We start from the raw sequence: 1,286 nt of genomic DNA, 5'->3' as shown, positions 1-1,286 counted from the left end.
CACCGCCTCGCCGCCCGCCGCCGAAGAACCGACCCGCCCTGCGCCACCACCCCCGGCCTGGTCTTCCTCCAGCTCGACGGCGTCGGCCACGACGTGCTCACGGCGGCCGTGGACAAGGGGCTGATGCCGACGCTCGCCCGCCTGCTGGCGGCGGACGGGGGCACCCAGGCCCCCACCCACCGCCTCACCCCCTGGCACACCGACTGGTCCAGCCAGACCGGCGCCAGCCAGCTCGGCATCCTGCACGGCAGCACCTACGACGTGCCCGCCTTCCGCTGGTACGAGAAGGACCGCGGTGAGGTGATGGTCTGCAACCGGCCGACCAGCGCGGCCGAACTCCAGCGCCGCGCCGTCGCGCACACCGGCGACGGCGGACTGCTCACCGAGGACGGCGCGAGCCGCGGCAACCTCTTCAGCGGCGGCGCCGGGGAACAGGCCCTCGTGCTGTCCATAGCGGCCCGCCGCCGAAGCCGGGAGAACCGTTCCCGCGCCGGGTACTTCGCCTACTTCTCCGACCCGGCCAACGCCGTGCGCACCGCCCTGTCCTTCATCGCCGAGGTGGCCCGTGAGCTCGGCGAGTCCACCCGCGCCCGGTTCCGCCACCGGCGCCCCCGCGTCTCCCGCGGCGGCCTCTACCCGCTGGTCCGCGCCTTCGCCACCGTCGTGGAACGGGACGTCGTGGTCGCCGCGGTGATGGGCGACATGCTCGCCGGACGCACCGCCGTCTACGCCGACCTGGTCGCCTACGACGAGGTGGCCCACCACTCCGGGCCCCACAGCCGCGACGCCGAGAAGGTGCTCGCCCGCCTCGACCGCAGCATCGCCCTGCTCGCCCGGGTCGCCGACCACGCCCCGCGCCCGTACCGCCTCGTCGTCCTCTCCGACCACGGGCAGAGCCCCGGCGAGACCTTCCACGCCCGCTACGGCCTCACCCTCGCCGACCTGGTACGGGCCGGCTGCGGACTGCATGTGCCGCGCCGTGCCGAACGTACCCACAGCGGCACCGAGGCGCGGGCCGCCGTCCGTGCCGCCCTGCGCCGGCCCGTGGAGGAGGGCGAGCAGCACCGCCCCGCCCGCCGCCGCGAGCCGATCGTGCTGGCCTCCGGCAACCTGGGCCTCGTCTCCTTCCCCGAGGTGCGCCACCGCATGACCAAGGAGGAGATCGACGCCCGCCACCCCGCCCTGCTCACCACCCTCGCCAACCACCCCGGCATCGGCTTCCTGCTGGTGGCGAGCGCGGCGCACGACGGCGTGCTGCTCGGCCCCGGCGGCACCGAGATCCCGCT

The 1,286-nt window shown here is 75.5% G+C and carries 1 protein-coding gene; it reads left to right on the top strand.

The window, feature by feature from the left end; translation table 11 throughout:
- The coding region (locus CCN72_RS35745; protein ID WP_167408746.1) for an alkaline phosphatase family protein at window positions 1-1,286 on the top strand (1,286 nt) is incomplete at both ends.

This window comes from Streptomyces murinus (genome assembly GCF_002154555.1).
GTDB classification, from domain to species: Bacteria; Actinomycetota; Actinomycetes; order Streptomycetales; family Streptomycetaceae; genus Streptomyces; species Streptomyces murinus.
Note: the sequence above shows the minus strand (reverse complement) of the source record. Positions and strands in the feature narration are given on the sequence as shown.